The sequence below is a fragment of the Pseudomonas sp. TWR3-1-1 genome (assembly GCF_049896545.1).
Classification (GTDB): domain Bacteria; phylum Pseudomonadota; class Gammaproteobacteria; order Pseudomonadales; family Pseudomonadaceae; genus Aquipseudomonas; species Aquipseudomonas weihenstephanensis.
This window is the reverse complement of record NZ_JAFCUO010000002.1, coordinates 223,502-250,294: the sequence shown is the minus strand read 5'-3', so window position 1 is coordinate 250,294 and position 26,793 is coordinate 223,502. Positions and strand designations below refer to the sequence as shown.

Here is a 26,793-nt window from a genome sequence, read left to right as displayed (position 1 = left end):
TACAGAGATGGGATGTTTAGCGCTGAGCAACCCGCAGGGTGGTTTTCTCTTTGGGCAAAATGCGCTTGGCGACCACGTAGTGGCTCTGCCAGTAAGGTTTTTTCAAGGTGTCGATAGAGACCGACTTGCCGCGACGGGGGGCATGGATAAACCGGTCGTTGCCCAGGTAAATAGCAACGTGATTGACCTTGCGGCTCTTGATGTTGAAAAACAGCAAGTCGCCTGGCTTCAGGTCCTTGCGATCAACCTTTTGGCCATGACCGCTGGCCATCGCGCTGGAGCTGCGTGGCAAATTGACGGCCGCCACATCGTTGAACGCGTATTTGACCAGGCCGCTGCAATCAAAGCCTTTACTTGGGCTGCTACCGCCCCAACGATAAGGCGTACCCAGCACGTTGACGGCACGGCTCAGTACACTGCTGCTTTGCTTGTTGGCCGCGACCAGTGCCGGGGTCGCAATTTTGCCTGGGGCTTTGCGATGAACTTTACTGGAGGTCGGGCGTGTGACGGTTTTGCTGTTAGAGGCGACAAACGGAGCACTCGCAGATGATTTTGCGGTGTAACCGGTGAAGCCCGAAGGAAGATGTTGCTCACGATTGGTGGCGTGGGCGGCCAGTGGCATTAATAGGCAAATGGTTAGCCATGTCTTGAATAAAGGACGCATTCGGCAGGGCTCTATGTAGGTAAGCGCGCAACTTTATAACAGCTTTTTTGTCCTTTCTCAGGCCGTTTGTCGATTGGACCTGGAGGTCAAAAACCGCAAGCGGGGTGGCAAATTGTCACATGGTTGGAGCGCAGGTCAGGCAGTACAAGGGTTTGCGCCAAATCTTGTAAGACACTTTTACCTTTTGCACGACAGTAAAAAAGTCACAAAAAACTTTACAATTTTTTCTATCGACACCTAAGGGGGCATCAATGAGCGGCTATCGAGACGATCTACAACGCGATACCCACAGCAAAGTGCTGGGTTACTTGCTGTGGATTTTTGGCTTTTTGGGAGCGCATCGCTTCTATTACGGCAAGCCGGTGACCGGGACGATCTGGTTTTTTACGCTGGGCTTGCTGGGCATCGGCTGGCTGATCGACTTGTTCCTGATCCCGAGCATGGACCGCGAAGCGGACCTGCGCTTTACATCGGGTGATACCGACTACAGCGTGGCGTGGATTCTGCTGACGTTCCTGGGCGTGTTAGGTGTGCACCGCATGTACATGGGCAAGTGGATCACAGGGATCATTTACCTGTTTACCGGCGGTTTGTTCCTGGTCGGCATTCTGTATGACTTCTGGACGCTCAATACCCAGATATCAATCAAGAACGCAGAGCGTCGTTAAGCGCCACAGCCCCTGGCCCTCTCCCGCAGGGAGAGGGTTGGGGTGAGCGCAGCGCGTCAGCCTTCGTAGCTGATCCGCCCATCCACCAGCGTGTAACGCACGGCTCCCGGCAGGCAATGGCCCAGGAACGGGCAATTGTCGCCTTTGGAGTACCACGTCTCACCGGCCACCGTTGAAGCCGTTGGATCAAACAGCACCAGATCTGCCGCCGAACCCACCGCCAAGCGCCCTGCTGGCAGGCGTAAGGCGTCTGCCGGGCCTGTGCTCAGGCGGGCCAACAGGGTCGGCAAGTCGAGCAAGCCGTCTTCTACCAAGGTCATCGCTAACGGCAGCAACAGCTCTACGCTGCTCATGCCCGGTTCAGTGGCGCCGAAGGGGGCCAGTTTGGCATCGCGTTCGTGGGGTTGGTGATGGCTGGAAATGGCTTGCACCACCCCCGATTTCACCGCTTCACGCAGGCCGTCACGGTCAGCGCGGGTGCGCAGGGGCGGTTGCACGTGGTACACGCTGGAAAAATCCACCAGCGCTTCATCGGTCAGTATCAATTGATACAGCGCCACATCCGCCGTGACTTTCAGGCCGCGTGCCTGTGCCTGAGCGATCAGGGCCACGCCGCGGGCGCTGGTCAACTGGCTGAAGTGCGCGCGCACCCCGCTTTGCTCGACCAGCAACAGGTCGCGGGCCAGGGCCACGGTCTCAGCGGTTTCAGGGATGCCCGGCAAGCCACGAAACGCTGCCATCGCGCCGTCGTGGGCGATACCGCCTTCTGCCAGGTCACGGTCCTGCGAGTGGAAAATTACTGTCAGGTCGAAAGTGGCCGCGTATTCCAGTGCCCGGCACAGGGTGCGGGTATTGGTGAAGCTGTTCAGACCGTTGCCGAACGCGACACACCCGGCATCACGCAAGGCGATCAGCTCCGCCAGTTGCTCGCCATCCAGCCCTTTGCTCAGCGCACCGATGGGGAACACTTTGCAGTTGCCGGCTTCGCGTGCGCGGTCAAGGATCAGCTCGGCCACGGCCGAGGTATCGAGCACAGGCTTTGTGTGCGGCGGGCAACACAGGCTGGTCACACCACCGGCCGCTGCGGCGCGGGTTTCACTGGCGATGGTGCCTTTGCGGCTGTAGCCCGGCTCGCGCAGAGCGACGTTCAAGTCAACCAGCCCCGGCGCGGCAACGAGGCCTTTGGCGTCCAGGGTTTGGGTTGGGGTAAAACCGGCCGGGGCTGCGCCGATGGCAATAATTTTGCCGGCTTCCAGATGCAAATCGGTGACGGTGTCCAGCTGGCTGGCGGAATCAATCACGCGGGCGCCGAGAATGCTGAGTTTCACTGGGCGTTCTCCTGTTCGTATTGGCGCTGGGCCGTTTGCCCGCTCATGGTCATGGACAGCACCGCCATGCGCACAGCGATGCCGTAAGTCACTTGGTTGAGAATGACCGAGTGCGGGCCATCGGCCACGGCAGACTCAATCTCCACGCCCCGGTTGATCGGGCCGGGGTGCATCACGATGCAATCAGGTTTGGCACCGGCCAGACGGGCGGTGGTCAGGCCGAACAGACGGTAGAACTCGCCTTCGCTCGGCAGCAGGCCGCCGGACATGCGTTCGCGTTGCAGGCGCAACATGATCACCACGTCGACGTCTTTCAGGCCCTCGGTCATGTCGGTGTAGACCTTGACCCCGTATTGCTCGATGCCGATGGGCAGCAGGGTTTTGGGGGCAATCACGCGGATGTCCTGGCAGCCCAGGGTCTTGAGCGCGATCATGTTCGAGCGCGCCACCCGCGAGTGCAAAATGTCGCCGACGATGGCTACCGACAGGTTTTCAAACCCGCCTTTGTGCCGACGAATGGTCAACATGTCGAGCATGCCCTGCGTGGGGTGCGCGTGACGGCCGTCGCCGCCATTGATGATCGCCACCTGCGGACACACGTGCTCGGCAATGAAGTGCGCGGCGCCGGAGTCGCCGTGGCGTACCACGAACATGTCGGCGGCCATGGCTTCAAGGTTGCGCAGGGTGTCGAGCAGGGTTTCGCCCTTGCTCGCCGAGGAAGTGGACACGTTGAGGGTGATCACGTCCGCAGACAGGCGCTGGGCCGCCATTTCGAATGTGGTGCGGGTGCGGGTGGAGTTTTCGAAGAACACGTTGCAGACGGTCTTGCCGCGCAGCAACGGGACTTTCTTCACCGCCCGGGCGCCGACTTCAAGGAACGAGTCGGCGGTGTCGAGGATCTCTGTCAGCAACTCGCGGGGCAGGCCGTCGAGCGACAAAAAGTGGCGCAGCTGGCCCTGATCATTGAGCTGCAGCGGGCGCTTGGCGTCGGTAGGCGTCATCGCAGTGGTCTCTTAAAGGGCTGGATCTTGAGATAAGTCTTGAAGTTCAAGTGTCAGTGGCGCCGGGCCGGATAATTTCACCCGCTCGGTCGGCTTGAGGGCCAAGGTCGCCCCTACCACGTTGGGCCGGATCGGCAGCTCGGCGGCGTCCAGGTCGAGCAGGCTGACCAGCGTCACGCTGGCCGGACGACCATAGTCGAACAATTCGTTGAGCGCGGCGCGAATGGTACGACCGCTCATCAGCACGTCGTCGATCAGCACCAGGTGCTGGCCTTCGATCTCGAACGGCAGCTCCGAGGGACGCACTTGGGGGTGCAGGCCATTTTGGCTGAAGTCGTCGCGGTAGAACGATACGTCCAGGGTGCCCAGCGGGGCCTCACTGTTCATTGCGCGCAACAGTGCCTGGGCCACCCAGATGCCACCGGTGCGAATGCCGATGTAGCGCGGCTCAGTGATGTTACGACGGGCCAGATGGGCCTTGAGATCAAGCGCCATCTGAGAGATCAGTTCAGCGGGAACAGGCAGGATCATGGTGGCTCCTTAAAAGGCCCGCGCAGGATGCGTGCTGCGACGGGCGCAAACAATGAGGTGCGTCAAACAATTGAGCGCAATGTCAGGCTTGAGGTTGAGCCGGGTTGTCGTCAAGCCAGCCTTGCAAGACCAGTTTGGCGGCGATGGCATCCACCGGGTTGTCGCGGTAACTGCCACGCTGGCCGCCCTGAGCCTTGCGTTCGCCTTTGGCCTCAAAGGTGGTCAGGCGCTCGTCGTGGGTGAAAACGGGCAGATTGAACCGGCCATTCAGGCGGTTGGCAAATTTTTGCGCCCTTGCGCAGAACTCGCTCGGGGTGCCGTCCATGTGCAGGGGCATGCCGACCACCAGGGCGTCGGGTTGCCATTCTTTGATGAGTTTTTCGATGTCTTCCCACTTCGGGATGCCGTTCTCGGCTTTCAAATTACACAGCTCGCGGGCTTGGCCAGTGATCATCTGGCCGACGGCGACGCCGATCGAGCGGGTGCCGTAGTCAAAGCCCAGCAGTAAACGAAGGCTGGCCATCAGGCGTGACCTGCTTGAGTGCTTAACAAGTTGAGGTTCACTCCCAGGTGATTGGCGGCGGCGTCAAGGCGCAACTCGCTAGAGGTTTGAAACAAAATATCGGCTGAGTAGGGGCAGGTCAGCCACGCGTTGTCGGCCAGTTCGGCTTCCAGTTGGCCCGCCTCCCACCCGGCATAACCCAGGCAGATCAGGCTGCGCTGCGGGCCGTTGCCGTCAGCGATGCTGTCCAGCACATCCAGCGACGTGCTCAGGGCCAGTCCGTCTTCAAGTTCAACCGTGGCATCGAAATTCATGCTGGCGGGGTGCAGGACAAAACCGCGGTCGGTCATGACCGGGCCGCCGGCATAAATCGGTACGTGCTTGCACAGTTCAGACATTTTACGGTCGGGCCGCAACTGCTCCAGGATATCCCCCAGGCTCAGATCCAACGGCCGGTTGATGGTCAGGCCCATCGCACCATTGGCCGTATGCTCGACGATGTAGGTCAAGGTATGAGCAAAATTGGGGTCGGCCATATGCGGCATGGCGATCAGCAATTGATGCTTGAGGTAGGTCGGTGCGTGGTTTTTCATGAGCCTTAGTGTGGCGCTGGCAAGCGAAACTGACAAGTTGGCGGCAGCGACTACGCGTTTGGGTTAATTACTGGACAACCGATCACCCTGGGCGAATTTCCAGGTGCGGATGATTTCCAGGCGGTCGATGTCGGCCAGGTCGCCGCTGAAGGGGGCAAACGGCGCGGCGAGCCGCACGATGCGCTGCGCGGCTTGATCCAGCAATGGCTGGCCCGAAGATTCAAGCACCAGCACTTCATGCAGCGAGCCGTCGCGGTTGATCGACACCAGCAAACGCAATCTGCCGTAGATTTTTTCGCGGCGCGCTTGCTCGGGGTAGTTGAGGTTGCCGATGCGTTCGATCTTTTTGCGCCAGTCTTCTTTGTACCAGGCACCTTTGTCGCGCATGGTCGAGGCCGCGCTCATGCGGTAGATTTTGGGGCGTTTGGCGTACTGTTGCTGCTCGTTGGCCAGTTCGGCTTCGAGGCTGGAAATCTCGCTCGACAGTTGGGAGCTGTCAAACGTTGGAATGCTGGCCTTGGGCGCCGCTTCGGTTTTGACCTTTTGCGGTTCGCTCGTGGCTTTTTTGAGTTTTGGGGCCACGGTGGTCACGGCCGCTTTGGGGGCCGCCTGGGTCTGTTCAGGTTTGGCGGCGGGCGGCGGCGTGACTTTTTTGACTTCGGTGTCCTGGAACGGTGCCACCTGGGTGGTGGTGGGCACGGCTTTCTTGTCCAGCGTGCCGCTGCCTTCCTGATTGTCCTGCGCCAGAAAATCCGCTTTCTTGGGCGCGGTGGCGCTTTTGAAGGTCGACAGCGTGATTTCCAGGGTTTTGCTGATTTGCTTGGGCTCGCTCATGCTGAACCCGACACCCAGGATCACCGCGAGGTGAATCAGGGCCGCGACGAATAGAGTAAAACCCAGGCGATCAGCCGCGCGTACGCCGCTGTGGCTCAGTTCGGGGGGCAGGTCGCTGGGGAGTGTCATGGCAAAAGACCAACATCGCGGGTTTCACAGGCTGCGCATGATAGCGCAATGTTGGTCTGTTTCAGGCGGTTAGCGATCAGCGCGCCGCCAGCTTGCGTTCGATGGCGTCCATCAGCAGGGCGCCGATGCGGGTGCCAAAGGCGTTATCAATCTCGCGGATGCAGGTCGGGCTGGTGACGTTGATCTCAGTCAGGTGTTCACCGATTACGTCCAGGCCTACAAACAACAAGCCCTTTTCACGCAATGTGGGTCCAACTTGCTCAGCAATCCAACGGTCTTTTTCGCTCAATGGGCGCGCTTCACCACGGCCACCAGCGGCCAGGTTGCCACGGGTTTCGCCGTGCGCCGGGATACGCGCCAGGCAATAGGGCACGGGTTCGCCGTCGATCATCAGGATGCGTTTGTCGCCGTCCTTGATCGCTGGCAAGTAACCTTGCGCCATGATTTGCTGCGTGCCGTTGGCGGTCAGGGTTTCGAGAATCACTGACAGGTTCGGATCACCCGCGCGGTGACGGAAAATCGACGTGCCGCCCATGCCGTCCAGCGGCTTGAGGATCACATCGCCGTGCAGCGCTGCAAATTCGCGTAACACATCTGCCCGGCGGCTGACCACGGTCGGCGGGGTGCACTGGGTGAATTGAGTGGCGAACAGTTTTTCGTTGCAGTCACGCAGGCTCTGCGGTTTGTTGACGATCAGCACCCCGTCGCGCTCGGCTTGTTCGAGCAAGTAGGTGGTGTACACAAACTCCATGTCGAACGGCGGGTCTTTACGCATCAGGATCACATCCAGATCGCTCAGGGCTGTGTCTGTCTCGGCGTCCAGCTCAAACCATTTTTCAGGGTTGGCGAACACGGTGAGCGGCTTCATGCGCGCCCGCGCCTTGCCTTCAGTCAGGTACAGGTCTTGCTGTTCCATGTAGAACAAGGTCCAGCCGCGGTCCTGTGCCGCCAGCAACATGGCCAGCGAGCTGTCCTTTTTATAGGAGATGCTCGCAATGGGGTCCATGACAATCCCGACTCGAACGCTCATGGCAAATTCCTCAAAAGTAGTAGGCAAATATCAACTGTAGGCCCTGACGATCAATAACAAGGTCGTCGCAAAACCAGGCAACCCCAAGCGTGAGCGACACCGCACTCATCCTGTTGCGCCCGCTTGCTACCTCGTCAGCGCCTGCACGATAAGCAGGTCTTCAAAAAGTGGCGCCAGAGTGGCGCTGAGTGGGGTCTCGGTCAAGGAAAAACCGCCTCGCCCGGCATGGCGCGGCCCGTCCGATAGATTGCATGTAGAGACTGTGCTAAAAAGGCTCGCACAGCACTTGCAGCCCTTGTCCCTTAAGGATTTGAGCTGAAATTTGGCAAAGTTGTAACAAAACGGGTCGCCGTGGCGATGGTAGAGCACATATGGACACGCATTCCAGCACCTTGAAGGTGATGGTGATTGATGATTCAAAAACCATTCGCCGCACTGCCGAAACGCTGCTGAAAAACGTAGGCTGCGAAGTGATTACCGCGCTCGATGGCTTCGATGCATTGGCCAAGATTGTCGATCATCATCCGCACATCATCTTTGTCGACATCATGATGCCGCGCCTTGATGGCTATCAAACCTGTGCGCTGATCAAAAACCACCGATCGTTCAAGTCGACGCCGGTGATTATGCTGTCATCCAAAGACGGTCTGTTTGACAAGGCCAAGGGACGGATTGTGGGCTCTGATCAATTTTTGACCAAACCCTTTAGCCGGGATGAACTGCTGAGTGCGATCAAGGCCCATGTGCCAGGGTTCACATTTGTGCAAACCGCTCAATGATTCCCGGCCCGCAGGCCAATTACCTTATAGATGGGGAACACCATGGCTCGCATTCTGATCGTCGATGATTCGCCGACTGAAATGTCCAAAATGGCTAAAATGTTGGAAAAAAGCGGTCATGAAGTGCTTCAGGCGACCAACGGCGCAGATGGCGTCGCATTGGCGCGTCAGGAAAAACCCGATGCCGTGCTGATGGACATCGTGATGCCGGGGCTTAATGGTTTTCAGGCGACGCGCCAGTTGATGAAAGACCCTGAAACCAGCGCCATTCCTGTGATCGTGGTCACCACCAAGGATCAGGAGACCGATAGGGTGTGGGCCAAACGCCAGGGCGCAGTGGATTACATCACCAAGCCCGTCGATGAAGTACTCCTGTTCCAGACGCTTAAAAAGGCATTGGCAACAAAGCCTGCGTCGCCGCGCCAGCCCGATGCCTGACTCACAGACTGCCTTCGAGCTGCTGCTTGAGATCGACCAGCGCTGTCGTTCACTGGCCGCAGGCCTGGTAGCGGATCCAGTCAAGGCCCAGGCCTGGAGCGGCATCGGTTTTCGCATCGGCGAGCAGTGTTTCGTGGCGCCGATGGGTGAAATTGCCGAAATCCTCCATGAACCGCGGTTTACCTTGTTGCCGGGCGTCAAGTCTTGGGTCAGGGGAGTGGCCAATCTGCGGGGGCAATTACTGCCGATCATGGATCTGTGCGGTTTTTTCGGCGTTGAATTATCGCCTTTGCGCAAACAGCGCCGGGTACTGGTGCTGGAGTTCGAAGACATCTTTGTGGGCCTTCAGGTCGATGAAGTGCTGGGTATGCAGCATTTTGCCCAGAGCGATTTAAACGCCTGTGAACCCGCGTCCCCCGGCCTGCCATTCGTGCCCTATGTGCAAGGGCGCTTCGCTGGCGAGCATGAATGGTGGGTCTTTAGCCCGTTTGCGCTGGCCCAGTCGCCTGAATTTTGGGCGGTCGCTGTGTGAGTGGGCAGCGTCTGTCACTTCAAGCGTTAAAACAGCATCTCAGGGCCTGATCGATGATCACAGCAAAAACCGTTAAACCAATGGAAGGGTCGCGCAGTCGTTCGCAGATCATCGTGCTTTTTATCGCCCTGATCGTGTTCATCATGCTGTTGTTCGCCAACTTTGCTTACCTCAATACCCAGTCCAACTACGACAAGCAATACATCAGCCACGCGGGTGAATTGCGGGTGCTGTCCCAACGCATCGCCAAAAATGCCACCGAAGCGGCGGCCGGTAAGGCTGCTGCTTTCCGTCTGCTGAGCGATGCACGTAACGACTTCAGCCAGCGTTGGGGCTACCTGAAAAAAGGCGACCCGGTCACCGGCCTTCCTGCCGCACCGCCCGCCGTGCACAAAGAAATGCAGGCCGTTCAGCGCGACTGGGAGCAGTTGCTGAGCAATACCAACGCCATTTTGGCCAGTGAGCAAACGGTGCTGTCGCTGCACCAGGTGGCCGCGACGCTGGCCGAGACCGTGCCGCAGTTGCAGGTCGAATACGAAAAAGTGGTCGAGATTCTGTTGCAACGTGGCGCTCCCGCCAGTCAGGTGGCGTTGGCCCAGCGCCAGTCACTGCTGGCCGAACGCATTCTGGGGGCGGTCAACACGGTGCTGGCCGGTGATGAAACCGCCGCGCAAGCCGCCGATGCGTTTGGCCGCGACGCCAACCGTTTTGGCCAGGTGCTTAACGGCATGCTCGAAGGCAATGCGGGGCTGCGCATTTCACAGGTCGAAGATAAAGATGCCCGCGCCCGCCTGCTGGAGATCTCGGAGCTGTTCCAGTTTGTGTCCGGTTCGGTGGATGAAATCCTCGAAACCTCGCCACAGCTGTTCCAGGTGCGTGAGGCGGCGAGCAACATTTTCAGCCTGTCGCAAACCCTGCTCGATGAAGCGTCAATGTTGGCCAACGGTTTTGAAAACCTGGCCAGCGGTCGCTCGCTGGATATTATCGGTGGCTATGTGTTGGGCCTGCTGGCGCTGGGTTCGATCATCCTGATCGGGTTGGTGATGGTGCGTGAAACCAATCGCCAACTGCATGAAACCGCTGAGAAGAATGACCGTAACCAAAACGCCATCATGCGTCTGCTGGATGAAATTGCCGATTTGGCCGACGGCGACCTGACCGTCACCGCTTCTGTGACCGAAGACTTCACCGGCACCATTGCCGACTCGATCAATTACTCGGTCGATCAATTGCGCGACCTGGTGGCCACCATCAACCTGACAGCCGGGCAAGTGGCTGCGGCCGTGCAAGACACGCAAGCCACCGCGATGCAGCTGGCCGAGGCTTCCGAGCATCAGGCGCAACAGATCGCCGAAGCGTCGGGCGCCATTGCGCAAATGGCGCAATCGATTGATGAAGTGTCGGCCAACGCGTCCGAGTCCTCTGCGGTGGCCGAGCGCTCGGTGGCGATTGCCAACAAAGGCAACGAAGTGGTGCACAACACCATTCACGGCATGGACAACATCCGCGATCAAATTCAGGACACCGCCAAGCGCATCAAACGCTTGGGCGAGTCGTCTCAGGAAATCGGCGACATCGTCAGCCTGATTGATGACATTGCGGATCAAACCAACATTCTTGCCTTGAACGCCGCGATTCAGGCCTCGATGGCTGGCGATGCGGGGCGTGGCTTTGCCGTGGTGGCGGACGAGGTACAACGTTTGGCCGAGCGCTCGTCGGCGGCCACGCGTCAGATCGAAACACTGGTGCGGGCCATTCAGGCCGACACCAATGAGGCTGTGATCTCAATGGAGCAAACCACCACTGAGGTGGTGCGCGGCGCCCGTTTGGCGCAAGACGCGGGCGTGGCGCTGGAAGAGATCGAAGGCGTGTCGCAAAACCTGGCCGAGCTGATTCAAAGCATCTCCAATGCCGCGCAGCAGCAAACCACCTCGGCGGGCCAGATTTCCTTGACCATGAGCGTCATTCAGCAAATCACCAGCCAAACTTCATCCGGGTCAACCGCTACCGCCGACAGCATTGGCAACCTGGCCAAAATGGCCAGCCAATTGCGGCGCTCGGTGTCCGGTTTTACCTTGCCGGACACGCAAAAAACACCAGGGCCTCACTAGTGCGGCGTACGTTTGAGGGGAGTCGTTATGGTTGACCGGCACGACTATGTGGCCCTTGAGTGGGTCAAAGGCGAAATTGCCGAAACCTTGAAGCAGGCCCGCGTGGCACTGGACAGCGACGGCCGGCAAACGACGCCCGAAGCGCTGGCGCAGTGTCTGGCGTGCGTGCATCAGGTGCATGGCAGCTTGTTGATGGTCGAGTTTTACGGCGCAGCCCTGCTGGCAGAAGAGATGGAGCAACTGGTGATCGCGTTGCAACAGCGCCGCGTCAGCCAACTCGACGAAGCGGTACGTGTGCTGCAACAGGCCTTCAACCAATTGCCGTTGTACCTGGAGCGCGTCCACAGCGCCCGGCGCGACTGGCCGTTGGTGGTGTTGCCATTGATCAACGACTTGCGCACTGCCAGGGGCGAGTCGCTGTTGTCAGAAACCAGTTTGTTCAGCCCACCGTTGCAGGTGCTGGCGCCGCTTGATCACGCGTCCTTGGCGCAACGCTCCCCGGCCGACCTGCCTGAGCAGGTGCGCGCCTGGCGCCAAACCCTGCAAACGTCGCTGTTGGGGTTGCTGCGCGAAGACGATGTGCAGCGCCAACTGGAGCAACTGGCCAGTGTGTTTACGCAACTCGAAGCGCTGTGTCAGGGTGCGCCGCTCAATGCGCTGTGGAACATCGCCACGGCGCTGGTCGAAGGCATGCTCAAGGGCAAAGTGGGCAACAGCCCGGCCTTGCGCAGCTTGCTCAGAGACACTGACAAAGAACTCCAGCGTTTGCACACCCAGGGGATTGAGGCGCTTAACCAGCCAGCCTCTGATGTGTTGCTCACCAGCCTGCTGTTTTACATCGCCAAGGCCGAGCGCCCGACGCCGAAAATGCTCAGTTTGAAAAACCATTACGAGCTGGATGAAGCCATGCCCGACGCGGCAATGGTCGACGAAGAGCGTGCTCGCCTCGCCGGTCCCGACCGGGACGCCATGCGCTCGGTGGTGGCCGCCTTGTGCGAAGAGCTGGTGCGGGTCAAAGAGCGTCTTGACCTGTTTGTGCGCAGTGACCGCACGCATGTGTCCGAACTCAACAGTTTGATGGCGCCTTTGCGCCAAATCGCCGACACCCTGGCCGTGCTGGGTTTCGGCCAGCCACGCAAGGTCATCATCGACCAGTTGGCCGTGGTCCAGAGCTTGGCCCAGGGTCAGCGCGAACCCACTGATGCCGTGTTGATGGATGTGGCAGCGGCGCTGTTGTACGTCGAAGCCACGCTGGCGGGCATGGTCGGTACTGTCGAGCCTTCGCAGCGTGAAGAAAGCCGTTTGCCGACCACCGACTTGATGCAGATTCACCAATTGGTGATCAAAGAAGCGCGCATCGTCTTCGATGAAGCCAAAGACTTGATCAGCGACTCTCTGGCGGGCGGTTTTGATCGTCAACATTTGCAGCCCGTACCTGCACTGCTCACGCAAATTCGCGGGGCACTGGCGATGATTCCGCTCAACCGCGCCGCCGACTTGCTGCAAGCCTGCGACGATTACCTGTGTGAGCATTGGTTGCTGGGCACTGAGCCTGTAACCGCGCAGCACATCGACCGCCTGGCTGACGCGCTGGTGAGCATCGAATACTACTTGGAGCGCCTGGCCCAAGACCCCGGCGCGGCGGGCGAGCAGGTGCTGGACCGGGCCGAAAGCAGCCTCATCGCGCTGGGCTATGCGCCGACCGAACGCCATGTGCCGCTGCTCGAAGACATCCTCAGCCCCACCGAGGTGCTGGTGATGCAGGATTTGCAGGAGCTGCAGGACCCCGAGGTCATGCAGAGCCTGGCCGAGGTGCTGGCAAACCCGGTGTCGGCGCTCAACCCGCCCGCGCAACACATTCCCGCCAGCTTGCTGCCGCCCCCCGCGGATGAAGCGCGGGTAGACGAAGAGCTGTTAGACGTTTTTCTCGAAGAAACCGATGAAGTGCTGAGCATGCTGCACCAGGCCTTGCCGCAGTGGGTTGCCAACCCGGCGGACAGCGCTGCGCTGGCTGAACTGCGGCGCGGTTTCCATACGCTCAAAGGCAGCGGACGCATGGTGCGCGCGCTGGTACTGGGCGAGTTGGCATGGGCGGTCGAAAACCTGCTCAATCGTGTGATTGAACGCAAGGTTGCGCCGGTCCCGGCGATCTATCAGTTACTCGAAGATGTACTGCGCGTGTTGCCCGGTTTGATTCAAGCGTTTGCCGAGGGCCGTCAACGTCAGCGTGATGACGTCGACACACTGGCCGCCCAAGCCCATCACCTGTCCAAAGGTCATCCACTGCCGCTGTTGATTGAGCAAGAGTCCCTCGGTTTCGACCCGCAATTGCTCGATATTTTCCGTCAAGAAGCGCAAAGCCACCTCGACACACTTAAGCGTTTTCTCGATCACGCCAGCGAGCAACTGCCGCTGTATGCCAGCGACGAATTGCAGCGTGCCGTGCACACCCTCAAAGGCAGCGCGCACATGGCGGGTGTCTTGCGCATGGCTGAGCTGGCCGCGCCGCTGGACCATTTGGTGCGTGAATACAAAGCACACCATCTGGCGCTGGACCTGGACGAAATCGAGTTGCTGCTTGAGGCCGACGGCCTGCTGCACCGCGGCCTGAAACAATTGGACAGTGATCCGCTGGCCGAGATTCACGGTGCCCGCTCGCTGATTGAGCGCACTGAGCACCTGATTGCCGACCGCCTGGACGTGCTGCTCAATACGCCCGGCAATGCAGCGAAGCCCACCCGTGACCCGCAGCGTATCGGTGCATTTCTGGAGCAGGGCATGGACACCCTGTTTGAGGCCGAAGACGTGCTGCGCCATTGGCGGCAACAGCCGCACGAGCGCGCAGGTCTCGACACGTTGCTGGACCAATTGACGGCGTTGGGCGAGTCAGCGCACCTGCTGGATTTACAGCCCTTCGATGCCCTGTGCGAAGCCTTGCTTGACCTGTACGGCGCAGTGGAAGAAAGCAGCCTGGCCGCCAGTGCGCGTTTTTTTGACGAAGCCGAACAGGCTCACGAAGCGTTGATCAACATGCTCGACCAACTGGCTGCGGGCCAGGACATTACCCCGCAACCGATCCGCATTGACGCGCTGCACCGGTTGCTGCACGAGGGGCTGGCGCCCGACGCCACGGGCCTGATTCGACGTGAGGGCAGCCAAACCCTCGACATCACCGAGTTGGGGGCTGCCACGGCTCATTTACAGGCAGGCACATTGGCGGGCGAAGGCGAGTCGATGGATGACGAAATCGTCGCCATCTTTCTGGAAGAGGCGGTCGACATCCTTGACAGCGCGGACCAGGCCTTGCAGCGCTGGCTGAGTGAGCCGGAGAGTCTGGCACCGCTGTCTTCGTTGCAGCGTGACATGCACACCCTCAAAGGCGGGGCGCGCATGGCGGGCATTGGTCCGGTGGGCGACCTGGCCCAAGAACTTGAGCATTTGTACGAAGGCCTGCTGGATCGGCGCGCCAGCGAAAGCCCGGCGCTGGCCGACTTGCTGCAACGCAGCCATGCGCAGTTGGCGCTGATGCTCGAACACTTGCAACAGCAGCAACCGTTGCGCGAACCCAACCAATTGATCGACGCCATTCGCGGGTTTCGGCATCACCCCCACCCGGCTGCCGAACTGCCCGTCGCACCGCCTGATGGGGCCTCAGGCAGCGACACTGAACTGCTGGACATCTTTCTCGAAGAAGCCTTCGACATTCTCGAAAGCTCCGGCGCTGCCCTGACGCGCTGGCAAGCTGAGCCTCAAGGTACGGTGGAGGTCGAAAACCTGCTGCGAGACTTGCACACCCTCAAGGGCGGGGCGCGGATGGTTGAAATCGCCGCCATTGGTGATTTTGCCCACGAGCTGGAAACCCTGCTCGAAGATGTGTCAGCGGGCGTGCTGCCTCCCGGTGCCGATTTGTTCGCCTTGTTGCAGAACTGTCATGACCGGGCTGCACAAATGCTGGATGCGCTGCGCAGCGGTCAGCCTGTGCAGTCGCCCCAGGATTTGATCGAACGCATTCGTGACACCGAACGCAATGCCCGGCAGGCGGTTCAAGCGCCTGCCTCGACGAAGGCTGAACCCCCGGGCGCCACCATGACCGAAGGGGAGCGCACGGGCCTGGACATGGTCAAGGTGCCTGCCGAGTTGCTGGAAGACATGGTCAACCTGTCAGGTGAAACCTCGATTATCCGGGGTCGCCTTGAGCAGCAAATCAATGATGGTCAGGTTGCGCTCAACGAAATGCAGACCACCCTTGAGCGCATGCGCGACCAACTGCGGCGTCTGGACACTGAAACCCAGGGCCAGCGCCACAGTCGTGGGCACACTGAGAGCGATGGTCTGGCATACGACGAATTTGACCCGTTGGAAATGGACCGTCACTCCCAGCTGCAACAGTTGTCTCGGGCGTTATTTGAATCTGCGTCCGACTTGCTCGACCTCAAAGCCACGCTGGCCGCCCGTAACCAAGACGCTCACAACTTGCTGCAAAAGCAGGCGCGGATAAACACGCAACTGCAAGAGGGCCTGATGGGCACGCGAATGGTGCCGTTTGAACGGGTGTTGCCGCGCCTCAAACGCGTGGTGCGCCAAGTGGCCAGCGAGCTGGGCAAACAGGTCGAGTTCAGCGTGATCAATGCTGAAGCTGAAATCGACCGTAACGTCCTGGAGCGCATGGTTGCCCCGTTGGAGCACATGCTGCGTAACGCGGTCGATCATGGCCTGGAACCGAGCGATGTGCGCCATGCCAGCGGCAAGCCCGAGCAAGGGCTGATCACGCTGGAGTTGTCTAACGAAGGCGGCGACGTGGTGTTTGATATCCGCGATGACGGCGCGGGTGTTCCGCTTGAAGCGGTGCGGCGCAAGGCGATTCATCGCGGTTTGCTGGACCCGCACAACAGTGTCAGCGACCGCGACGTGTTGCAGTTCATCTTGCAGCCGGGGTTTTCTACTGCTGAAAAAATCACCCAGATTTCCGGGCGTGGCGTGGGCATGGACGTAGTCCATGAAGAAGTACGGCAGTTGGGCGGCAGCATGACGCTCGATTCGGTGGCAGGGCAGGGTGTGCATTTTCAGATCCGGTTGCCGTTTAGCGTGTCGCTCAACCGCGCACTGATGGTGCAGTGCGCGGATGAGCAATACGCCATTGCGATCAATACCGTCGAAGGCATCGTGCGCGTCATGCCCAACGAACTGGAAGGCTATTACCAGCTCAACCCGCCGCTGTATCACTACGGCGGCCAGACCTACGAATTGCGTTATTTGGGCGAGTTATTGCAAACCGTGGTCAAGCCTAAACTGGCCGGTGAGCAGCATTCATTGCCGGTGTTGCTGGTGCATTGCCAAGACATGCGCGTGGCGCTGCAAGTGGATGCGCTGGCCGGCTCGCGCGAAATCGTGGTCAAGAGCCTGGGGCCGCAATTTGCCGCTGTACAAGGGTTGTCGGGGGCCACGATTTTGGGCGATGGGCGCGTGGTGTTGATCCTTGATTTGCTCGCCTACATTCGTGCCCATCAAGTGCGTCAACCCTTGCAGCGCGCCCATCATGAAGTCAGCGGCAGCCTTGAATTCATCCCGGCGGTGCGTCCGCCGTTGGTGTTGGTGGTGGACGACTCCGTCACCGTGCGCAAAGTCACCAGCCGCTTGCTGGAACGTAACGGCATGAACGTCATCACCGCCAAAGACGGGGTTGACGCCATGAGCGTGCTCGAAGAGCACACCCCGGACTTGATGCTGCTGGATATCGAAATGCCGCGAATGGACGGCTTTGAAGTGGCCACCCATGTGCGCAACGACCCGCGTCTCAAAGACATGCCCATCATCATGATCACCTCGCGTACCGGGCAAAAGCACCAGAACCGCGCCATGGCCATTGGCGTCAACGACTACTTGGGCAAACCGTATCAAGAGTCTGTGTTGCTGGAACGCATCGCCTACTGGAGCCGCTTCCATGCTTGACCACCGTGTTGGCAGCCTCACCTGCCTGCTCTTGCCGCTGGCTGACCGCTACTTGCTGTTGCCCAACGTCGCGATTGCCGAGTTGATCGACTACCAACGCGGCGAACCCAGCAGCGACTCCCCGCCGTGGCATCTGCGCCAGATCACCTGGCGCGACCACCCATTGCCACTCATCAGCTTTGAGGCCGCATGCGGCAGCCCGCTGCTGATTGGCGAGCGGGCGCGCATCGTCATCCTCAATACCTTGAGTGCCAACCCGGCGTTGAAATACATCGCGATGGTGGTTCAGGGCATTCCGCGCTCCTACAAACTCGACAGCCAACTGAGCTTTGTCGACGTGCCCCTTTGCCCGCTGGAACGTGCCGCCGTGCAAGTGGGCGAGCATGTGGCGAAAATCCCTGATTTGTGGGGCTTGGAGCGGTTGGTGTCGGGGTTGCCCCCAAGTCCCCTCGACGAACGCCGCATTGCCCTTTAAGTTCGCAACCTTGACCCTTATCTCGTATCAAAGTGAGGCAGTCGCACTATCGGCTCTTGAGGATGTTGCAGATGTATCACGGAGAAAAGCTCAACGCCTGGACTCACCTGTTGGGGGCGGTGGCCGCCGCAGTTGGCAGCGTGTGGTTGTTGGTCATGGCGTGCCTTGATGGCAGCCCGCAAAAAATAGTCAGCACCGCGATTTACGGCGTCACGCTGGTGTTGTTGTACAGCGTGTCGACCGTGTACCACAGCGTGCGCGGGCGGCCCAAGGTGATCATGCAGAAGTTCGATCACTTGTCGATTTACCTGTTGATTGCAGGCAGCTACACGCCTTTTTGCCTCGTGACCTTGCATGGGCCGTGGGGCTGGTCGCTGTTTGGGATTGTGTGGGGCATGGCCGTGATTGGCATGTTGCAAGAGATCAAGCCGCGCTCTGAGGCGCGTATCTTGTCCATTGTGATTTACGCGGTGATGGGCTGGATTGTCCTGGTGGCAGTCAAGCCCTTGCTGGCGGCGCTGGGCACGGCAGGCTTCATTTGGCTGGCCACGGGCGGCGTGATGTACACCGTGGGCATTATCTTTTTTGCCCTCGATCACCGCCTGCGCCATGCCCACGGTATTTGGCATTTGTTTGTGATTGCGGGCAGCCTGTTGCACTTTGTGGCCATCGCGCATTACGTGATTTAAAGCCCCTGTGTGTCCGCGAACCCGGCGTCATCAGGATGACGGCGGGTTCGCGCCCCGGCTCTCGTCAGCGCGTATTAAAGGGCGCTTAAGTCTTTTGCGGCTTTTTGTTGTCGCTGCGGATTTGCGCGTGGCTGATCAGGGCGAAGATAAAACTGCCGCCAATGATGTTGCCCGCCAGGGTCGGGCCGGCAAACACCAGCCAGAAGTCTTTCCATGGCAACTCACCCGCAAACACCAGGTACGAGACCTCTGCGGTGCCGACCACAATGTGCGTGAAGTCGCCCAACGCCATAAGGTAGGTGATGAGGATGATGATCCACATCTTGGCGCTTTCCATGGAGGGGATCATCCACACCATGGTTGCGATCATCCAGCCCGAGATAATGCCTTTGGCAAACATTTGCGAAGTGTCGTTTTCCATGACCTTGCGGCCGATTTCAAGAAAGGCCTTGTCGGTCTGGGTGTCAAAAATCGGCAAGTGCAGCATGACGTAGGCCACCAGTAGCGTACCGAGCAGATTACCGACCAGTACCACGCCCCATAACCTGAACAAACGCCCGAAATTGCTTAACGTCGGTTTGCTCATGATGGGCAACACGGCCGTCAGGGTGTTTTCAGTGAACAACTGCTGGCGCGCCAGAATCACCGCTAAAAAACCTGCGCAGTAGCCAAAGCTGGCAATCACTTTAAACGCTTCGCCGCTGGGCAGGCGTGAGTTGAGCAAGCCCATCGCCATCAGCGAAAGACCCATCGTCAGCCCGGCGGCCAGTGCTGACCAGAACAGTGCAGCGACGCTGCGTTCCAGCTCCTGGTCGCCCTGTAAACGAATAATCTCGTGCAGCACGGCGGCGCGTGGTGGCTGGTTTTTGGTGACGTCGTGCTCTTCTTCAGCCGACAGATTGGGAGTTTTACTGCCGTGTTGAGTGGCCATGATGGGTACCTGAATCCGAGGTGGGCTGTGTAGGTACGACACACAGGACTCAGGGCTGTTCAATGGCGCAGGGGTCAGGTCTGCATGCGCCACGCCTTGGCCAGACCAACGGTGGTGGCCCCCTGCGGATGCTTCCAGGGCTTGTTACGTGCGACGTACTTATTAACGATGTCGTCCAGCGCCTGGTTAACCTCAGTGGCAGTTGTTGCGTGTTTGAGCGTTTGCTCGACCTGGCGCAACAGATTCAGGTTGGTCTCGGGCTGGCCAGGCAGAAACAATGCCGGGTAGATCACTTCACGCGTGAAATTCTCGGCGATCACGGCCACATTCCGTTTTTTGGCTTCAGCGTGGGCGCTGGTCAGGACTTTCGACAGGTTGGCGTGCTTACTCAAGTCGCTTTGCAGTAATTGCTGGAAGTTGCAGTTCCCGGCCACATTGAGCTGTTTACCTAGCCATTCGATCTGTTCCGGGCGACGGGCCAGCGCGTCGAGGTTACGTAATGCCGCACCCAGCTTTTGCGTTAATTTCAGCGAGGGTGCCGTGTTAGCTTCGCTGATCGCAGCGTCAAGTGACCCCAACGAGGTCTGTGCCTGCTGACGAAAATGCAAAATATCAGCGTGCCCGCCCAGCTTCTCCAGGGCGGGCGCTACGCTGCTGAACATCTCATCGTCCATGGCCAGAACGGCATCTTGCACCGAAGCAAAGTGATGCTGATCGCGTATGGCCGCGCGCTTGTCCAAGTGTTCAATGACGGCTTGGCGAGAGAGCCCCTGGAGATGATGTTTGACGCTCAGGTTCATTGTGAAGTTGACCGTGCCATTGAACGTGCCGCGAAAATCGCCCAGAGCGGTATTTAAGGGCAGCGCGACACGCTGCTCGGAAAACGTCTCGCTTCGGTTTTTTGCAAAGTTTTTGGCTCCGTCAGGAGGCAGTCCTGTGAGTTGATTGATGGCATGGCTGATAAAACTACCCTTGGGGTTTGCGGTTTTCGCCGCCCCGGGCTCAAAGCGTACGATCAGTTTTTCGGCCGCGCTGAAAGGGCTACTGTGGGCGGGGGGTTCGTAGACATCAATATCAGGGGTGTTGAGTAGCAAGCCGCCGTCCTGAAATGCGTTTTTTTGACCGTCTTGTTGAAACGCCAGGCGTTGTTCAGAAGGCTGCTTGAATAGAATCGGCAACGCCCCTGAAATGTGCGCCGCGCGGGCGATATCCATGTCCGGGGTTAAGCTGGCATTGAACAGCACTAGTTGCTGGCGGCCCCCGAAGATGCCCACACCGGTGATATTGAGTTGTTTGATTTCAGGAATGTGTCGGCTCAGTACATCGAGGTCGGCGAAGGTGGTTGCACCTCCCGCGTGCAATTTGTCAGCAATGGCCATGATGGACGCGGTGCGTGTCTCGCGTGTCATGTTTGCAATGTGGGCAAGAATGACTTTGCGCGATTCGGTGCGTATCAGTTCTTCAAGCGGTTCTGCTTTGGATTGAAGGCGCGGCAGCACGGTCAGTAACAACTGCGAAAAGGTGCCTGTTTTTCCCGGTAAATGGCTGAGCATTTTCCCCAGCGCGGTGCTGGCATTTTGCAGGCTTGCCAAGGTGCTGCTCGTGCTGTTCAACAGCTGCGGGAAGCTGATGCTATTGGTCAATGCGCTGAACGCGGTGGCACTCACTCCGCTGGCCAGCAGTGCGGCTGAAATACCGCCCGCTGACGAGCCGCAAATGGTTACCACACCTTTGAGCAGATTTTTGTCCTCAAGCGCCTGTATGACGCCTGGAAAGGCGATGCCTTTGGCGCCGCCGCCGCTGAGGATGAGTTGAGTCACAGGCGGGGGGGAGAGCATCAGATCAACGCTGGCGTTGCTGTTGAGGTGAAAGGTGACTCTGCGAGCACCTGCATTTTCGGTTAAGAGTGTTCGAGCCGCCTGGGCGTCGGTCCGTGTGCCTGGCGTCCGGTCGGTGAGCGGTAAGGTCGAGGGAAATAGACGCGGCGCGACAGTTTTCATGCAGCTTGGGCTCTCTCAAGATCAGGCGCTTTGCTGAAGAAAGAGCAAGGTACAAAAAGCCGTGTGGGTTGTCTGTGCGCTGAACGATAAGGCCACACAAAAATCAGGCATGCCCTATGAGCATCTGGAAGGCTCACGATGGCGCCAGAAAGGCTGTGGAATCGCCTTTCTGGCAACTTCCTGCAGGTTTTTAGGCGCCTGAGGAAAAGTATCCAGCCACTTGCGTTGAAAAATACCTATGTCGACAGTTTATGTTTCGCTGTTTGCATCGTCCTGAAACTGGTCTTTGACGTATTTGATTTCTGTGCGTCCGTGCGGAGCAGGCAGGCCGTCCTCACCCAAGTTAACGAACACCATTTTGTCGACGGTGAGGATGCTCTTGCGGGTGATCTTGTTGCGCACTTCACAGGTGAGGGTGATCGAGGTACGGCCGAATTCGGTGGCGGTGATGCCCAACTCGATGATGTCGCCCTGACGTGAGGCGCTGACAAAGTTGATTTCCGAGATGTATTTGGTCACCACGCGCTGGTTGCCCAACTGAACAATGGCGTAGATAGCGGCTTCTTCGTCGATCCAGCGCAGCAAGCTGCCACCGAACAACGTGCCATTGGGGTTGAGGTCTTCGGGTTTTACCCATTTGCGGGTGTGAAAGTTCATGTTCGCTCCTGACCGTCTGCCGTTAGATGCGGGCCATCATGTCAGACCCTGGCGCTGCGCTCTATTAAGCTTCGACTATGGTCTCGATTAAGCAAATAGAAAAAGGCGTGGATTAAGCCTTGGGAACATCTGCCTTGATGGCTATAATCACCTCCGCTTCAAAACGGTCATTTTCATCCAGTACCGTTCCCGCCACCTGTCCGAGGGGCGCTGCAGCAGGTAAAACCTGTCAGGCTCGGATGGGGCGTTGTTTGTTCAGGGCTCCCTGGGCAGGCACTAAACGCACAACGGCGCCCATTCGCGATCAAACGAATGGAGGCTCTTAATGAGCGCTGTAAACACGCCTGCAGGTTTTACCGACTATAAAGTCGCTGATATGTCCCTCGCCCAATGGGGCCGTCGCGAAACCTTCATCGCCGAATCCGAAATGCCGGCCCTGATGGGTCTGCGCCGCCGCTATGCCGCAGAACAACCGCTCAAGGGCGCGAAGATTCTGGGCTGCATCCACATGACTATCCAGACTGCCGTACTGATCGAAACCCTGGTTGCATTGGGCGCCGAAGTGCGTTGGTCGTCGTGCAACATCTTCTCGACTCAGGATCAGGCCGCTGCCGCTATCGCTGCTGCCGGCATCCCGGTGTTCGCCTGGAAAGGTGAGACCGAGCAAGAGTACGAGTGGTGCCTTGAGCAAACCATCCTCAAAGATGGCCAGCCTTGGGATGCCAACATGATCCTGGACGATGGCGGCGACCTGACTGAGCTGCTGCACAAAAAATACCCGGACATGCTGAAAAAGATCCACGGCGTGACGGAAGAAACCACCACTGGCGTACACCGTCTGCTGGACATGCTGGCCAAAGGCGAGCTGATGATCCCGGCGATCAACGTGAACGACTCGGTGACCAAAAGCAAAAACGACAACAAGTACGGCTGCCGTCACAGCCTGAACGATGCAATCAAGCGTGGCACCGACCACCTGCTGTCCGGCAAGCAAGCACTGGTCATCGGCTACGGTGACGTGGGCAAGGGCTCGGCTCAGTCCCTGCGTCAGGAAGGCATGATCGTTAAAGTGTCCGAAGTTGACCCGATCTGCGCCATGCAAGCGTGCATGGACGGCTACGAAGTGGTTTCGCCGTTCATCAACGGCCAGAACGACGGCACTGCCGCCAGCATCGACGCTGCACTGCTGGGCAAGATCGACCTGATCGTGACCACTACCGGCAACGTCAACGTGTGCGACAAAAACATGCTGGCTGCGCTGAAAAAACGCGCTGTGGTGTGCAACATCGGTCACTTCGACAACGAAATCGACACCGCTTTCATGCGCAAAAATTGGGCATGGGAAGAAGTTAAGCCACAGGTGCACAAGGTTCACCGTACCGGCCCTAACGATTTCGATCCGCAGAACGATGACTACCTGATCCTGCTGGCCGAAGGCCGTCTGGTTAACCTGGGCAACGCCACAGGTCACCCAAGCCGCATCATGGACGGCTCGTTCGCCAACCAGGTACTGGCGCAGATCTTCCTGTTCGCACAGAAGTACGCTGACCTGCCGGCCGAGCTGCAAGCCGAGCGTCTGACCGTCGAAGTGCTGCCCAAGAAGCTCGACGAAGAAGTCGCACTGGAAATGGTGCGTGGTTTTGGTGGCGTGGTTACGCAACTGACTAAACAACAGGCTGACTACATCGGCGTTACCGTCGAAGGCCCGTTCAAGCCAGACGCTTACCGTTACTGATTAGAAAAAGGCGGTCAGGCTTGTACTGACCGCCTTTTTTTTATGTGTGAGTTCAGCGTCAGGGGTTGTCATCAACCGCCTGCGCGTATGCAAGGGTATTCCCATGTCTCAAGACCGTCGTTTCAGCTTCGAGTTCTTCCCGACCAAGACCGATGCTGGACATGAAAAACTGATGAACACGGCTCGCCAATTGGCGACCTACAACCCGGATTTTTTCTCCTGCACCTACGGTGCCGGTGGCTCTACCCGTGACCGCACGATCAACACCGTGCTGCAACTGGAGAGCGAAGTAAACGTACCTGCGGCCCCGCATTTGTCCTGCGTTGGCGACAGCAAGGACGATTTGCGCAGCCTGTTGGCACAGTACAAGGCCGCAGGCATCAAGCGTATTGTTGCGCTGCGTGGCGACCTGCCTTCGGGTATGGGCATGGCCAGCGGCGAGCTACGTTATGCCAATGATCTGGTGAGCTTCATTCGTGAAGAGAGCGGCAGCCACTTCCACATTGAAGTCGCCGCGTACCCGGAAATGCACCCACAAGCGCGTAATTTCGAAGACGATATCACCAACTTCGTGCGTAAGGCCCATGCCGGTGCTGACAGCGCGATCACCCAATACTTCTTCAACGCTGACAGCTATTTCCGTTTTGTTGAGCGCGTTCAAGAGGCGGGCGTCACGATTCCGATCGTGCCGGGCATCATGCCGATCACCAACTACAGCAAACTTGCGCGTTTCTCTGACGCCTGTGGCGCTGAAATCCCACGCTGGATTCGCAAGCAGCTCGAAGCCTATGGCGATGACGTGCAGAGCATTCAGGCGTTTGGCGAAGAAGTCATCAGTGACATGTGCGCACGCCTGCTCGACGGTGGCGCACCGGGGCTGCACTTCTACACCTTGAACCAGTCCGAGCCGAGCCTGGCGATCTGGAACAACCTGAACCTTCCGCGCTAATCCGTACCCTGTAGTCGCTGCCCAAGGCTGCGAAGGGTTGTGAAGCAACCCGTTTGCCTGAGGACTCTTCGAGCCTTATCGCAGGCAGCGCTCCGGGGTTATTTAGCGCAACAAGCCGTTGAGCAGCATGAAATCGGCGCGCCGTGAATGCTCTGTTATACTGCGGGCTTTCCGCCAGGCTTACGCCCGGCCGCTCGTCCTTGTACAAGGCATTCAACCCCGCTACTGCGCAGCACTTGCCAGCGCGAGCGGTGCGAATGGACCTTCAGGACCGAAGCAGGACCGGACGGGATTGCGTCTCCTATAAACGCCATTCACGCCAGGCAAGACTATCCCTTTGGGCCAAGCCCTAACTAGAACAGGATTACTCATGTCCTTTGCTTCCCTCGGTCTCTCCGAGGCTTTAGTCCGCGCCATTGAAGCAGCGGGCTATACCGAGCCTACTCCGGTGCAACAGCGGGCCATTCCCGCCGTGTTGCAAGGTCGCGATTTGATGGTTGCGGCTCAGACAGGTACTGGTAAAACCGGCGGTTTCGCTCTTCCGATCCTGGAAAAGCTGTTCCCCAACGGTCACCCAGACAAATCACAGCGTCACGGTCCGCGTCAACCGCGCGTACTGGTCCTGACCCCGACTCGCGAACTCGCCGCCCAGGTGCACGAGAGCTTCAAGCTCTATGCCCGCGACTTGAAGTTCGTCAGTGCTTGCGTGTTTGGGGGTGTCGGCACCAACCCTCAGGTTCAGGCGCTGGCCCGTGGTGTTGACGTGCTGGTGGCATGCCCGGGTCGTTTGCTCGACCTGGCCGGCCAAGGCAGCGTTGACCTGTCCCACGTTGAAATCCTGGTACTCGACGAAGCAGACCGGATGCTCGACATGGGCTTCGTCCATGACGTGAAAAAAGTTCTCGCCCGTCTGCCGTCCAAGCGTCAGAACCTGCTGTTTTCGGCGACGTTCTCCAAGGACATCACCGACCTGGCCGGCAAGTTGTTGCGCAACCCTGAGCGCATCGAAGTCACGCCGCCCAACACCACGGTCGAGCGTATTGAGCAACGCGTATTCCGCCTGCCTGCCAGTCATAAGCGTGCCTTGCTGGCGCACTTGATCACGGCCGGTGCATGGGAACAGGTTCTGGTATTTACCCGTACCAAGCACGGCGCCAACCGTTTGGCCGAATACCTGGACAAGCACGGCCTTAGCGCTGTGGCCATCCACGGTAACAAGAGCCAAAACGCGCGCACCAAAGCGCTGGCTGATTTCAAAGCCGGCAGTGTGCGCATTCTGGTAGCGACCGACATCGCCGCGCGTGGTCTGGACATCGACCAACTGCCGCACGTCGTCAACTTCGAGTTGCCTAACGTCGATGAAGATTACGTTCACCGTATTGGCCGTACAGGCCGTGCCGGTCGTTCGGGCGAAGCGATCTCGCTGGTTGCCCCGGATGAAGAAAAACTGCTGAAAAGCATCGAGCGCATGACCAAGCAGAAAATCGCCGATGGCGACCTGATGGGTTTTGACTCCAGCACCATCGAAGCTGAAAAGCCTGAAGTGCGCGAGCGTCCGGATGTGCGTAACCCGCGCAACCCACCACGCGGCCCACGCGGTGACGGTCCTAATGGCGGCGGCGGTGGTCGTAAGGACAAAGGTAAGGACAAGGGTAAAGAAAAGCCTGCCGCCGCACGCGGTGAGCGTCCGGCCCGTGAGCAAAAGCCACGTGAAGGCACGCCCGCCCGTGAGCCACGTCAGCAGTCAGCGCCATCGGCACCGCGTCAGGACGCAAACCGCGCCCCGGACGAGTTCCGTGATGACGATGTGGATAACTTTGGTAACCGCGCTGATTACGTCAGCCCCTACCAGAACAAAAACAACCAGAGCCGCGGTCGCCGTCCAGGCGCTCCGGCGCAGGGTACAGGGGCTGCTCCCGCTGCGCGTAACGGCGCTCGTCCAAGTGGCCCGCGCACAGGCAGTGGCGCGACCACTGGCACACCGCCAGCCAAGCGCAATGGCCCACGCAGCGGCGCACCGCGAGACGGTCAGGCCCGCCGCGAGAATCGCCCGGTCCGTGACGATGCCCGTCAAGAGCCAGCCGTTAAAGGTCCTCGCGAGAGCCAGCCAAAGATCATGCACAAAGAGTCGAAAAGCGACCGCTTCCCGACGCCTGAGCAGCTTGATCAACTGCCGAACCGCCCTCGCGGTGAAAAACCAGCGTTGCTGACCCGCAACCGCTGAGTGAACGGCTGATAAAAAACGCCCTCGATCGCACGATCGGGGGC

22 protein-coding genes and 1 riboswitch are annotated in these 26,793 nt (G+C 59.0%); of the genes, 11 read left to right on the top strand and 11 right to left on the bottom strand.

The window, feature by feature from the left end; translation table 11 throughout:
- Positions 1–16: 16 nt before the first annotated feature.
- Positions 17–664: a C40 family peptidase gene (locus tag ACP7A4_RS06690; protein WP_048364052.1), complete on the bottom strand. Its 648-nt coding sequence runs from the start codon at positions 662–664 to the stop codon at positions 17–19.
- A 251-nt stretch (positions 665–915) separates the two neighbouring features.
- Between ACP7A4_RS06690 and ACP7A4_RS06685 the strand changes: the two genes are divergently transcribed.
- On the top strand, positions 916–1,332 hold the full coding sequence (locus ACP7A4_RS06685; protein WP_059765569.1) for an NINE protein: 417 nt from the start codon (positions 916–918) through the stop codon (positions 1,330–1,332).
- Between the two features lie 56 nt (positions 1,333–1,388).
- Here ACP7A4_RS06685 and ACP7A4_RS06680 read toward each other — a convergent pair whose 3' ends face one another.
- The 7 genes from ACP7A4_RS06680 to gshB all read right to left on the bottom strand — a co-directional run bounded on the left by ACP7A4_RS06680 (position 1,389) and on the right by gshB (position 7,280).
- Positions 1,389–2,660: a dihydroorotase gene (locus ACP7A4_RS06680; RefSeq protein WP_059765567.1), complete on the bottom strand. Its 1,272-nt coding sequence runs from the start codon at positions 2,658–2,660 to the stop codon at positions 1,389–1,391.
- The gene (locus tag ACP7A4_RS06675) at positions 2,657–3,661 is read right to left on the bottom strand and encodes an aspartate carbamoyltransferase catalytic subunit (protein WP_048364055.1); all 1,005 of its coding nucleotides are present in this window, start codon (positions 3,659–3,661) and stop codon (positions 2,657–2,659) included. Before ACP7A4_RS06675 ends, ACP7A4_RS06680 begins: the two co-directional genes overlap by 4 nt.
- Before the next feature lie 12 nt (positions 3,662–3,673).
- Positions 3,674–4,192 carry a bifunctional pyr operon transcriptional regulator/uracil phosphoribosyltransferase PyrR gene (gene pyrR, locus ACP7A4_RS06670; protein ID WP_059765565.1) on the bottom strand — a complete coding sequence of 173 codons (519 nt, stop codon included), beginning with the start codon at positions 4,190–4,192 and terminating at the stop codon, positions 3,674–3,676.
- Between the two features lie 82 nt (positions 4,193–4,274).
- On the bottom strand, positions 4,275–4,715 hold the full coding sequence (ruvX, locus tag ACP7A4_RS06665; RefSeq protein WP_059765563.1) for a Holliday junction resolvase RuvX: 441 nt from the start codon (positions 4,713–4,715) through the stop codon (positions 4,275–4,277).
- A complete protein-coding gene (locus ACP7A4_RS06660; protein WP_059765561.1) occupies positions 4,715–5,287 on the bottom strand; it encodes a YqgE/AlgH family protein in 573 nt (190 codons plus the stop codon). The genes ruvX and ACP7A4_RS06660 overlap by 1 nt, the downstream gene beginning before the upstream one ends.
- 63 nt (positions 5,288–5,350) lie before the next feature.
- Positions 5,351–6,250 carry an energy transducer TonB gene (locus tag ACP7A4_RS06655; RefSeq protein WP_059765559.1) on the bottom strand — a complete coding sequence of 300 codons (900 nt, stop codon included), beginning with the start codon at positions 6,248–6,250 and terminating at the stop codon, positions 5,351–5,353.
- 76 nt (positions 6,251–6,326) lie between these two features.
- On the bottom strand, positions 6,327–7,280 hold the full coding sequence (gene gshB, locus ACP7A4_RS06650; RefSeq protein WP_059765557.1) for a glutathione synthase: 954 nt from the start codon (positions 7,278–7,280) through the stop codon (positions 6,327–6,329).
- A gap of 371 nt (positions 7,281–7,651) precedes the next feature.
- Between gshB and pilG the strand changes: the two genes are divergently transcribed.
- The 7 genes from pilG to trhA all read left to right on the top strand — a co-directional run bounded on the left by pilG (position 7,652) and on the right by trhA (position 18,253).
- Positions 7,652–8,059 carry a twitching motility response regulator PilG gene (gene pilG / locus ACP7A4_RS06645; protein WP_059765556.1) on the top strand — a complete coding sequence of 136 codons (408 nt, stop codon included), beginning with the start codon at positions 7,652–7,654 and terminating at the stop codon, positions 8,057–8,059.
- A gap of 42 nt (positions 8,060–8,101) precedes the next feature.
- On the top strand, positions 8,102–8,497 hold the full coding sequence (gene pilH / locus ACP7A4_RS06640; RefSeq protein WP_059765554.1) for a twitching motility response regulator PilH: 396 nt from the start codon (positions 8,102–8,104) through the stop codon (positions 8,495–8,497).
- Positions 8,490–9,029, top strand: a complete 540-nt coding sequence (locus tag ACP7A4_RS06635) for a chemotaxis protein CheW (protein ID WP_203301995.1) — start codon at positions 8,490–8,492, stop codon at positions 9,027–9,029. Before pilH ends, ACP7A4_RS06635 begins: the two co-directional genes overlap by 8 nt.
- 53 nt (positions 9,030–9,082) lie before the next feature.
- Positions 9,083–11,140 (top strand): methyl-accepting chemotaxis protein, encoded by a 2,058-nt coding sequence (locus ACP7A4_RS06630; protein WP_059765550.1) that lies wholly within the window; start codon positions 9,083–9,085, stop codon positions 11,138–11,140.
- A 27-nt stretch (positions 11,141–11,167) separates the two neighbouring features.
- Positions 11,168–17,089: an Hpt domain-containing protein gene (locus tag ACP7A4_RS06625; RefSeq protein ID WP_426246091.1), complete on the top strand. Its 5,922-nt coding sequence runs from the start codon at positions 11,168–11,170 to the stop codon at positions 17,087–17,089.
- Positions 17,082–17,564, top strand: a complete 483-nt coding sequence (locus tag ACP7A4_RS06620) for a chemotaxis protein CheW (protein WP_059765542.1) — start codon at positions 17,082–17,084, stop codon at positions 17,562–17,564. Before ACP7A4_RS06625 ends, ACP7A4_RS06620 begins: the two co-directional genes overlap by 8 nt.
- Before the next feature lie 71 nt (positions 17,565–17,635).
- A complete protein-coding gene (gene trhA / locus ACP7A4_RS06615) occupies positions 17,636–18,253 on the top strand; it encodes a PAQR family membrane homeostasis protein TrhA (RefSeq protein WP_059765539.1) in 618 nt (205 codons plus the stop codon).
- 85 nt (positions 18,254–18,338) lie between these two features.
- Here the strand turns inward: trhA and ACP7A4_RS06610 are convergent, their stop codons facing one another.
- The 3 genes from ACP7A4_RS06610 to ACP7A4_RS06600 form a co-directional block, all read right to left on the bottom strand.
- Positions 18,339–19,184: a formate/nitrite transporter family protein gene (locus ACP7A4_RS06610; RefSeq protein ID WP_426246088.1), complete on the bottom strand. Its 846-nt coding sequence runs from the start codon at positions 19,182–19,184 to the stop codon at positions 18,339–18,341.
- 74 nt (positions 19,185–19,258) lie between these two features.
- Positions 19,259–21,022 carry a patatin-like phospholipase family protein gene (locus ACP7A4_RS06605; RefSeq protein ID WP_426246086.1) on the bottom strand — a complete coding sequence of 588 codons (1,764 nt, stop codon included), beginning with the start codon at positions 21,020–21,022 and terminating at the stop codon, positions 19,259–19,261.
- A 411-nt stretch (positions 21,023–21,433) separates the two neighbouring features.
- On the bottom strand, positions 21,434–21,841 hold the full coding sequence (locus tag ACP7A4_RS06600; RefSeq protein WP_059765529.1) for an acyl-CoA thioesterase: 408 nt from the start codon (positions 21,839–21,841) through the stop codon (positions 21,434–21,436).
- Positions 21,842–22,037: 196 nt separating this feature from the next.
- Positions 22,038–22,144: riboswitch (S-adenosyl-L-homocysteine riboswitch) on the top strand.
- Positions 22,145–22,166: 22 nt separating this feature from the next.
- Here ACP7A4_RS06600 and ahcY point away from each other — a divergent pair.
- From ahcY to ACP7A4_RS06585, 3 genes are all read left to right on the top strand, one after another.
- Entirely contained in the window at positions 22,167–23,576 is a 1,410-nt protein-coding gene (ahcY, locus tag ACP7A4_RS06595) for an adenosylhomocysteinase (RefSeq protein ID WP_048364071.1), read from the top strand.
- 103 nt (positions 23,577–23,679) lie between these two features.
- The gene (gene metF, locus ACP7A4_RS06590; protein ID WP_059765526.1) at positions 23,680–24,525 is read left to right on the top strand and encodes a methylenetetrahydrofolate reductase [NAD(P)H]; all 846 of its coding nucleotides are present in this window, start codon (positions 23,680–23,682) and stop codon (positions 24,523–24,525) included.
- 370 nt (positions 24,526–24,895) lie between these two features.
- Complete coding sequence (locus ACP7A4_RS06585) at positions 24,896–26,749, top strand: DEAD/DEAH box helicase (protein ID WP_048402240.1); 1,854 nt, start codon at positions 24,896–24,898, stop codon at positions 26,747–26,749.
- Positions 26,750–26,793: the final 44 nt, after the last annotated feature.

Coding starts and splice junctions, on each gene's coding strand:
- ACP7A4_RS06690 (WP_048364052.1), bottom strand. CDS start 664: ATGCGTCCTTTATTCAAGACATGGCTAACCATTTGCCTATTAATGCCA.
- ACP7A4_RS06685 (WP_059765569.1), top strand. CDS start 916: ATGAGCGGCTATCGAGACGATCTACAACGCGATACCCACAGCAAAGTG.
- ACP7A4_RS06675 (WP_048364055.1), bottom strand. CDS start 3,661: ATGACGCCTACCGACGCCAAGCGCCCGCTGCAGCTCAATGATCAGGGC.
- pyrR (WP_059765565.1), bottom strand. CDS start 4,192: ATGATCCTGCCTGTTCCCGCTGAACTGATCTCTCAGATGGCGCTTGAT.
- ruvX (WP_059765563.1), bottom strand. CDS start 4,715: ATGGCCAGCCTTCGTTTACTGCTGGGCTTTGACTACGGCACCCGCTCG.
- ACP7A4_RS06660 (WP_059765561.1), bottom strand. CDS start 5,287: ATGAAAAACCACGCACCGACCTACCTCAAGCATCAATTGCTGATCGCC.
- ACP7A4_RS06655 (WP_059765559.1), bottom strand. CDS start 6,250: ATGACACTCCCCAGCGACCTGCCCCCCGAACTGAGCCACAGCGGCGTA.
- gshB (WP_059765557.1), bottom strand. CDS start 7,280: ATGAGCGTTCGAGTCGGGATTGTCATGGACCCCATTGCGAGCATCTCC.
- pilG (WP_059765556.1), top strand. CDS start 7,652: ATGGACACGCATTCCAGCACCTTGAAGGTGATGGTGATTGATGATTCA.
- pilH (WP_059765554.1), top strand. CDS start 8,102: ATGGCTCGCATTCTGATCGTCGATGATTCGCCGACTGAAATGTCCAAA.
- ACP7A4_RS06635 (WP_203301995.1), top strand. CDS start 8,490: ATGCCTGACTCACAGACTGCCTTCGAGCTGCTGCTTGAGATCGACCAG.
- ACP7A4_RS06630 (WP_059765550.1), top strand. CDS start 9,083: ATGATCACAGCAAAAACCGTTAAACCAATGGAAGGGTCGCGCAGTCGT.
- ACP7A4_RS06625 (WP_426246091.1), top strand. CDS start 11,168: ATGGTTGACCGGCACGACTATGTGGCCCTTGAGTGGGTCAAAGGCGAA.
- ACP7A4_RS06620 (WP_059765542.1), top strand. CDS start 17,082: ATGCTTGACCACCGTGTTGGCAGCCTCACCTGCCTGCTCTTGCCGCTG.
- trhA (WP_059765539.1), top strand. CDS start 17,636: ATGTATCACGGAGAAAAGCTCAACGCCTGGACTCACCTGTTGGGGGCG.
- ACP7A4_RS06610 (WP_426246088.1), bottom strand. CDS start 19,184: ATGGCCACTCAACACGGCAGTAAAACTCCCAATCTGTCGGCTGAAGAA.
- ACP7A4_RS06605 (WP_426246086.1), bottom strand. CDS start 21,022: ATGCTCTCCCCCCCGCCTGTGACTCAACTCATCCTCAGCGGCGGCGGC.
- ACP7A4_RS06600 (WP_059765529.1), bottom strand. CDS start 21,841: ATGAACTTTCACACCCGCAAATGGGTAAAACCCGAAGACCTCAACCCC.
- ahcY (WP_048364071.1), top strand. CDS start 22,167: ATGAGCGCTGTAAACACGCCTGCAGGTTTTACCGACTATAAAGTCGCT.
- metF (WP_059765526.1), top strand. CDS start 23,680: ATGTCTCAAGACCGTCGTTTCAGCTTCGAGTTCTTCCCGACCAAGACC.
- ACP7A4_RS06585 (WP_048402240.1), top strand. CDS start 24,896: ATGTCCTTTGCTTCCCTCGGTCTCTCCGAGGCTTTAGTCCGCGCCATT.